The sequence below is a fragment of the Microbacterium sp. K41 genome, from assembly GCF_004794395.1.
GTDB lineage: Bacteria > Actinomycetota > Actinomycetes > Actinomycetales > Microbacteriaceae > Microbacterium > Microbacterium sufflavum.
In genome coordinates this window covers 1-8,561 of sequence record NZ_SSDO01000036.1, presented here as the reverse complement: position 1 = coordinate 8,561, position 8,561 = coordinate 1, and the positions used below count along the sequence as shown (strand labels likewise).

Below are 8,561 nucleotides of genomic sequence, written 5' to 3'. Positions count from 1 at the left end.
GTGCTCTTCCGATCTCGCCCGAGGCCTCCGCCAGCACTCTCGCGACCATCAGCTCGAGGTGGAGGCGGGGCGACGTGGCGCCGGACATGTCGTCGAGGGCCGCGCTCACGACGTCGGCCGTGCGCGAGAGCCGGAGCGCCCCGAACGCCTCGGCCTGGCGGCGCATGCGGTCGAGCTCGTCCTCCGCGATGCCGCGCAGCACCGCGGACGCCCCCGAGCCCACGGCGGCGATCACGATCAGGTCGCGCAGGCGTTCGAGCAGGTCGTCGACGAAGCGCCGCGGATCCTGCCCGGTCTGCACCACGCGGTCGATCGCGGGGAAGGCCGCGGCGGCATCGCCCGCGGCGAGCGCATCGACGATCTCGTCGAGCAGCGCCCCGTGCGTGTAGCCGAGCAGCGCCACGGCGCGCGCGTAGCCCACGGTGACCGTCTCCGACCCGGCCGGGGAGTCGGACCCGGCGATCAGCTGGTCGAGCAGCGACAGCGTGTCGCGGGGGCTGCCGCCGCCCGCACGCACGACGAGCGGCAGCACGCCCTGCTCGACGACCACGCCCTCCTCGGCGCACAGCTTCTCGACGTACTCGAGCATCGCGGCGGGCGGCACGAGCCGGAACGGGTAGTGGTGCGTGCGCGAGCGGATGGTGCCGAGGACCTTCTCGGGCTCGGTGGTCGCGAAGATGAACTTCACGTGCTCCGGCGGCTCCTCCACCAGCTTCAGGAGCGCATTGAACCCCTGCGGCGTGACCATGTGCGCCTCGTCGAGGATGAAGATCTTGTAGCGGTCACGGCTCGGGGCGAAGGTCGCCCGTTCGCGCAGGTCGCGGGCATCGTCGACGCCGTTGTGGCTGGCCGCGTCGATCTCCACCACGTCGAGCGACCCGCCGCCCGCGCGGGACAGCTCCACGCAGCTCGGGCACGTGCCGCACGGGGTGTCGGTCGGGCCCTCGGCGCAGTTCAGGCAGCGCGCCAGGATGCGGGCCGACGTGGTCTTGCCGCAGCCGCGGGGACCGGAGAAGAGGTAGGCGTGACCCACGCGGTCTCCGCGCAGCGCCGTCATGAGCGGATCGGTCACCTGCGACTGCCCGATCATCTCGCCGAACGTCTCGGGGCGGTAGCGGCGGTAGAGGGCTGTGGTCACCACCCCAGCCTACGGCGTGCCACCGACGTTCGGCGGGTCGCGCCCCCTCCTCGACGGAGGAGGCGCGGCCCGGCTCAGTCGATCGGCTCGACGACCGGAATCGCGGTCGTGATCACCGGCACCGAGGCCGACAGGCGCGTGCCGTCGTCGCGCCGCGCATCGGCGAACTCCCGCAGCGTCGGCCGCCCGGCGATCACGGGCCCCTGGTCGGCCAGCCGCACCACCGCCGGGTCCTCCAGCGTCGCGAAGTACGCGGTGTCACGCACGCTGAAGGGCACCGGAGGGCCGCTGCGCACCTCGACCCGCAGCTCCTCGCGCGTGACCGTCACGGTGAGCGCCGACCCCTGCCACTGCAGCGGGAACGACAGCGACGGCCACCCCGCCGGGAGCCGCGGGTCGAAGCTCAGGTCGCCCGCGTAGTCGCGCATGCCGCCGAAGCCGCACACCAGCGCCGTCCACACCCCGCCGGCCGAGGCCACGTGCACGCCGTCCGACGCATTGTGGTGCAGGTCGTGCAGGTCGACGAACAGCGACTGCTCGAAGTACTTCTGCGCCAGGTCCTGGTAACCCACCTCCGCGGCCAGGATCGACTGCACCACGGCCGACAGCGTCGAGTCGCCCGTGGTCAGCGGGTCGTAGTAGTCGAAGTCGGCCTTCTTCTCCTCCGGCGTGAAGTGGTTGCCCTGCAGGAACAGCGCCAGCACCACGTCGGCCTGCTTCAGCACCTGGAACCGGTAGATGACCAGCGGGTGGAAGTGCAGCAGCAGCGGCCGCTGATCCGCCGGCGTGTTCGCCAGATCCCACACCTCGCGCTCCAGGAACAGCGAGTCCTGCGGGTGGATGCCCAGGCTCTCGCTGTACGGGATGTACATGGCCTCGGCCGCCCGCTCCCACGACTCCGCCTCGCCCGGCCCCAGCCCCGTGCGCTCGACCAGTGCCGCGTAGTCCTCGGGGTAGCTGTCGCGGATCTCGCGCACCACCTTGGCCGCGTAGCGGAGGTTGTAGCGCGCCATGACGTTCGTATACAGGTTGTCGTTCACGACCGTCGTGTACTCGTCCGGCCCCGTGACGCCGTGGATGTGGAACGTCTGCAGGCCGTCACCCGCGTCCGACTGCTCGACCAGCCGCGCACCGCGCCAGAATCCGAGCGTCGCCCACAGCCGCGCCGTCTCGATCGCGATGTCGGCACCCTCGCGGCGCAGGAACGCCTCGTCGCCCGTCGCGCGCACGTACTTGCCCAGCGCGAAACTGATGTCGGCGTTGATGTGGTACTGCGCCGTGCCGGCCGCGTAGTACGCCGACGCCTCCTCACCGTTGATCGTGCGCCACGGGAACAGCGCGCCCGCCTCGTTGAGCTGCGCCGCCCGCCGACGGGCGGCGGGAAGCATCTTCACCCTGGCGCGCAGCGCGTTGTACGCCCACCGCGGGGTCGTGTAGGTCAGGAACGGGAGCACGTAGATCTCGGTGTCCCAGAAGTAGTGGCCGCTGTAGCCCGAGCCCGTGAGGCCCTTCGCCGGGACGCCGGCCCCGTCCGCGCGCGCCGAAGCCTGCGCGAGCTGGAACAGGCACCAGCGCGTGGCCTGCTGCAGGTCGTCACGCCCGCCGATCTGCACGTCGCTGCGCTCCCAGAACGCGTCGAGCCACTCGCGCTGCCGCCGGAACACCGATTCCACGCCCTCATCGGTCGCGCGGTCGAGCGAACGACGGCACCGGTCGACCAGCTCCCGCGTCGGCACACCCCGCGAGGTGTGGTAGCTGACGAGCTTCGTGATGGTGATCGGCACGCCCGCCTTGGCCTGCACCCGGAACACGTTCTTCGCGATGTCCGGCTCGCACAGAGTCCTGGCGTTGTACTGGTTCTCGGTCTCGACGATGTGGTCGGCCACCACCGCGACGGTCATGCCCGACGCCGCGACCCGGTACGACAGCGCCGAGCGCAGCCCGTCCTGCCAGTGCTCCGCGGGCTCCAGCACCCGGTCGGCGATGCGCTCCGCCTTGCGCGGGTCGAAGCCCGCGCCGCTCTTGGCTCCGATCGGCGTCCCCGCGTACACGCCGGCGCCGTCCTGGCGGTTCAGCAGCTGGCAGCTGATCGTGACGGGCGCATCCGCGTTCTCCACCACGACCTCCAGGCGCAGCACCGCGAGGTGACGCTCCTCGAAGCTCACCAGCCGCTGATCCCGCATGCGGACCCGCTTGCCCGACGGCGTCTCCCACACCACGCGACGCTCCAGCACGCCCGTGCGCATGTCGAGCGTGCGGGCGTACTCGCGCACGTCGGCGTCGTCGAGCGAGATCGGCTCGTCGTCGACGTACAGCCGCATCACCTTGGCGTCCGGCGCGTTCACGATGGTCTGCCCCACCTCGGCGAAGCCGTAGGCCTGCTCGGCGTGGCGGATCGGCCAGGTCTCGTGCAGACCGTTGATGAAGGTGCCGTGCTCGTGCGCACCGCGGCCCTCGATGTGGTTGCCGCGCAGGCCGAGGTAGCCGTTGCCGACCGAGAACAGCGTCTCGCCGACACCCTCCTCCGAGTAGTGCGTCTCGATCAGACGCCACGGGTCGACGGGGAAGCGGTCGCGGTCGATCATGCGGTCTCCGGGATGTCGGTGCGGGTGTCGGGAAGCAGGGCGGCGAGGTCGTCGACCACGTGCGTGGCGCCGGCGGCGCGCAGCGCGTCGGCACCGGTGCCGCGGTCCACGCCGATCACGGTCGCATAGCCGGCGGCGGCGGCGGACGCGGCACCGGACGTGGCGTCCTCGACCGCGACGCTGCGGGCGGGGTCGACGCCCAGGCGGACGGCACCCGCCGCGAACATGTCCGGCGCGGGCTTGGAGGCCAGGCCGTCGTGCTCCGCGACCACGCCATCGACCACGACGCGGAAGAACGAGCGGATGCCGGCGGCGGCGAGCACCTCCTCGGCGTTCTTCGAGCTCGACACGACGCCCATCGGCACACCGGCCGCGTGCAGCCGCTCGACCAGAGCGAGCGAGCCGGGGAACGGGGCGATGCCCTGCCCGCGCAGCGACGCCGCGAAGGCGGCGTTCTTGCGGTTGCCGATCCCGCACACGGTCTCGGCCGAGGGCTCGTCGTCGACCGATCCCCACGGCACCTCGACGTTGCGGCTGCGCAGCAGGCTCGCGACTCCGTCGTAGCGCTTCTTGCCGTCGACATACGCGAAGTAGTCCTCGTCGGTGTACGGCGGGGTGATGCCCCAGCGCGCGAACACGTCGTCGAAGACGGCCTTCCACGCCCTCATATGCACCTCGGCGGTCGGCGTGAGCACGCCATCGAGATCGAACAGCACTCCATCGGCGAGGAGCAGGTCGGGCAGCGCTTCTGGCACAGGGCCTCCAGGAGAAGGGCGAGGGACGGATCGGCACCTCTCCGTGCCACTGTGCCAGCGTAATGCGGGCGGCACGCACGGGGTAACCCCGCAGCCGCGATCAGAGCAGCTCGGCCGTCTGCCTGGCGATCTGGAGCTCCTCGTCGGTCGGCACCACCAGCACCGTCACGCGCGACGCGTCGGTCGAGATCACCCGGATCCCGCGCTCTCTAGCGGTGTTGCGCTCCTGGTCGAGCTCGACGCCCGCGAAGCCCAGGGTCGCCAGGGCCGCCGCCCGCACCGGGGCCGCGTTCTCGCCGACGCCCGCCGTGAAGGAGATCACGTCGACCCCGCCGAGCTGCGCGATGTACGCCCCCGCATAGGCGCGGAGCCGGTGCACGTACACGTCGAAGGCCAGCACCGCCGCCTCGTCGCCCTCCGCGACCCCGGCGAGGATGTCGCGCATGTCGCTGCGCCCCGCCAGCCCCGCGAGTCCGCTGCGGGTGTTCAGCAGCGTGTCGAGGTCGTCGATCGTGTACCCCGCGCGTCGCGACAGATGCACGAGTGCCGCGGGGTCGAGGTCGCCCGACCGCGTGCCCATGACGAGCCCCTCCAGCGGCGTGAGCCCCATCGACGTCTCGACCGAGCGACCGCCGTCGATCGCGGTGACCGAGGCCCCGTTGCCGAGGTGGAACACCAGCTGGCGCAGCTCGCCCAGCGGTCGGTCGAGGAAGCGGGCCGCGGCCTCGCTCACGTACTGGTGGCTCGTGCCGTGGAACCCGTAACGGCGCACCCGGTGCTCGGCGGCGAGCTGCGCGTCGATCGCGTAGGTGTAGGCCGCGGGCGGAAGCGTCTGGTGGAAGGCCGTGTCGAACACCGCCACGTGCGGGACGGCGTCGAACACCGCACGCGCGGCCCGGATCCCGGCGAGGTTCGCGGGGTTGTGCAGCGGGGCGAGGACGGCCAGCTCGCCGATCTGCCGCTCCACGTCGGCGTCGATCAGCGTGGGGGCGTAGAACCGCGCCCCGCCGTGCACCACCCGATGCCCGACGGCGACCGGCGGGTGCGCGTCGAGGGAGGGCCCGTGCGCCGCGAACTGCTCGCGCATCACCTCGAACGCGGCCGCGTGGTCGGGGATCGGCCGCTCCTCGCGGTACGTCGCGTCGAGCATGGTCGGCACCGCGTCGGCGGCCACGACCGGGCGGACGGTGTGGGACACCGGGCTCGACTCCTGGCCGATGCGCTCGATCAGCCCGCTCGCGAGCTCGTCCTCCCGCTCGACGTCGATCAGGCTGTACTTCAGCGAGGAGGATCCGCTGTTGATCACCAGGATCGCGCTCACGCCCGCTCCCCCTCTGCGCTCTGCGCCTGGATGGCGGTGATCGCGACCGTGTTGACGATGTCGTCCACGAGCGCCCCGCGCGACAGGTCGTTGATCGGCCTGTTGAGACCCTGCAGCACCGGACCGATCGCGACCGCTCCCGCCGACCGCTGCACGGCCTTGTAGGTGTTGTTGCCCGTGTTGAGGTCGGGGAACACGAAGACCGTCGCGCGGCCGGCCACCGCGGAGTCGGGCAGCTTGGCCTTGGCGACCGCGGCGTCGGCGGCGGCGTCGTACTGGATCGGGCCCTCCACGGGCAGCTCCGGCGCGCGCTCCCGCACGAGCGCCGTGGCCTGGCGCACCTTGTCGACGTCGGCGCCGCTGCCGGACTCCCCCGTGGAGTACGACAGCATCGCGACGCGCGGGTCGATCCCGAACTGCCGCGCCGTCGTCGCCGACGAGATCGCGATGTCGGCCAGCTGCTCCGCCGTGGGGTCGGGGATCACGGCACAGTCGCCGTACACCAGGACGCGGTCGGCGAGCGCCATCAGGAACACGCTGGACACGACCTCGACCCCCGGCTTGGTCTTGATGATCTCGAACGACGGGCGGATCGTATGGGCTGTCGTGTGCGCGGCCCCCGACACCATGCCGTCGGCGAGACCCAGGTGCACCATCATGGTGCCGAAGTACGACACGTCGGTGACCGTGTCGGCCGCCCGCTCCAGCGTGATGCCCTTGTGCGCGCGCAACCGGGCGTACTCCTCCGCGAACCGCTGCACCAGCTCGGGGTCGGTGGGGCTGAGGACCTGCGCGTCGGCGATGTCGACGCCGAGCTCGGAGGCCCGCGCGCGGATGGCGGCCTCGTCGCCCAGGATCGTGAGGTCGGCCACGTCTCGCGCGAGCAGCGTCGCGGCCGCGCGGAGGATGCGGTCGTCGTCGCCCTCCGGCAGCACGATCCGGCGACGGTCGGCCCGCGCCCGCTCCATCAGGCCGTACTGGAACATCAGCGGCGTGACCACGTGGGCCTCGGCGAGCCCGAGCTGCTCGGTCAGCTCGGCGATGTCGACGTGCGCCTGGAAGAGACCGAGCGCCCGCTCGTAGCGCCCGCGGGCATCGGCCGTGATCCGTCCGCGCGTCCCCATCACGCGCACCGCCGTGTCGTAGGTGCCCAGGTCGGTCGTGATGATCGGCACGGACGACGCGAACCCGTCGAGAAGCTGCAGGATGGGCGCGGGCAGCGGGAACGGCCCGTTGAGCACGATGCCGGCGATGCGCGGGAAGGTCCCGGAGGAGTCGGCGAGCAGGGCGGCCAGGAGGACCTCCGTGCGGTCGGCGGGGATCACCACCACGGCCTCCTCCGTGATCCGCGGCAGCACGTTCACCATCGACATGCCGGCGACGACGATCGACAGGGCGACCGCGGTCAGGCGCTCCTCGTCGCCCGCGAGCAGCGTGCCGTCGATCGCGGCGAGGATGCCGCGGATGGACGGCGCCACGAGGGCGCGGTCCTCCGGGATCGCCCACACCGGGGTGCGGTCGGCCGGAAGCACGGCGCGAACGGCGGCGACGATCGGCTCCAGCGCCTCAGGGTCGGCGCGGTTGACCGCCACGGCGAACAGCTCCGCCCGTTCCGCGGCGAGCTCGGACAGCGCGAGAGCAGCGATCTGCCCCACGGCGGCCGGCGTGCGGGCGGTGGTGGTGCCCAGCTGCTCGGCCTGACGCTGCTGGTCGCGGCCGCTCAGCACGAGCAGCACGGGCGCGGCGAGGTTCGCGGCGATGCGCGCGTTGAACCCGAGCTCCGCGGGGCTCGCGACGTCGGTGTAGTCGCTGCCGACGATCACGACCGCGTCGCACTGCGCCTCGACCGCCTTGAACCGCGCGACGATGGTCGCCAGCGCGGCGTCGGGGTCGGCGCGCACGTCGTCGTAGGTCACGCCGATGCAGTCGTCGTAGTCGAGCTGCACGCCGTCGTGCGCGAGCAGCAGCTCGAGGATCTCGTCGCGCTCGGCGACCGACCGCGCGATGGGTCGGAAGACGCCGACGCGCGGGGAGACGCGCATCAGGGCGTCGAGCGCCCCGAGGGCGATCGTCGACTTCCCGGTATGGCCTTCGGCCGAGGTGATGTAGATGCTCCGCGCCACGCCCCCAGCTTAGGCGGGGCGCCGTCGGACGCGCCCGGACGGTGCCGTGACTAACGCGCCGTCACTCGCACGGTCCGGACAGAGCGTCGACCACGGCCGTCGCATCCTCCTGGTAGCGGGCGTAGTACTCGCGGTCGGTGTTGATCTGCACGCGGTGGATCGCGTGCGACGCCGGCATCGACTGCCACTCCGGAAGCCGCCCGAGACGCTCGTAGAACAGCGTGGCCGAGGCCGCGGGGTCCATCCGCTGCTCGACGCTGCCCCACCAGTCCTGCTGCTGGAACAGCCCGATGCTCGTGGTGCGCGAGCCGTCGGGGTTGGTCCAGCCGCGGGTCTCCCAGTCGCCGTAGTCGATCGCGCGCAGGCTGCTCTCCCCCATCGCGGTCATCACGCCGAGGATCTGCCCGTCGCGCCCGAAGCCGAGCGCGGAGGCCGTGCGGATGATGGTCGCCGCGTTCTCCAGCTGTTCGCCGCGCCACCCCTGGATGCCCGCCGCGGGGAAGGTCTCCGGGCGGTCGATGCAGACCGGCGCGGGGTCGCGGGCCAGGCCGAGCGGGATGAGCACCAGGAGCCCCGCGACCACGGCCACCACGCCGGCGGACACGAGCAGACGCCGGCCGCGCGTGCGCCAGCGCGCAC

6 protein-coding genes are annotated in these 8,561 nt (G+C 72.2%); all 6 read right to left on the bottom strand.

Annotation, left to right across the window (positions count from 1 at the left end):
• Positions 1-1,138 (bottom strand): DNA polymerase III subunit gamma and tau (locus DW309_RS00475; protein ID WP_205812567.1); only part of this gene is annotated, 1,138 nt, incomplete at its 3' end.
• Between the two features lie 74 nt (positions 1,139-1,212).
• Complete coding sequence (locus tag DW309_RS00470; protein ID WP_136044210.1) at positions 1,213-3,723, bottom strand: glycoside hydrolase family 65 protein; 2,511 nt, start codon at positions 3,721-3,723, stop codon at positions 1,213-1,215.
• Positions 3,720-4,478, bottom strand: a complete 759-nt coding sequence (locus tag DW309_RS00465) for a beta-phosphoglucomutase family hydrolase (RefSeq protein ID WP_136044209.1) — start codon at positions 4,476-4,478, stop codon at positions 3,720-3,722. The genes DW309_RS00470 and DW309_RS00465 overlap by 4 nt, the downstream gene beginning before the upstream one ends.
• 100 nt (positions 4,479-4,578) lie before the next feature.
• Positions 4,579-5,799 carry an acetate/propionate family kinase gene (locus tag DW309_RS00460; protein ID WP_136037140.1) on the bottom strand — a complete coding sequence of 407 codons (1,221 nt, stop codon included), beginning with the start codon at positions 5,797-5,799 and terminating at the stop codon, positions 4,579-4,581.
• Positions 5,796-7,922 (bottom strand): phosphate acetyltransferase, encoded by a 2,127-nt coding sequence (gene pta, locus DW309_RS00455; RefSeq protein ID WP_136044208.1) that lies wholly within the window; start codon positions 7,920-7,922, stop codon positions 5,796-5,798. The genes DW309_RS00460 and pta overlap by 4 nt, the downstream gene beginning before the upstream one ends.
• Positions 7,923-7,983: 61 nt before the next feature.
• Positions 7,984-8,561 (bottom strand): hypothetical protein (locus tag DW309_RS00450; protein ID WP_136044207.1); only part of this gene is annotated, 578 nt, incomplete at its 5' end.

Bases quoted from the DNA above. Each gene is read 5' to 3' on its own strand.
- DW309_RS00470 (WP_136044210.1), bottom strand. From the start codon at position 3,723: ATGATCGACCGCGACCGCTTCCCCGTCGACCCGTGGCGTCTGATCGAG.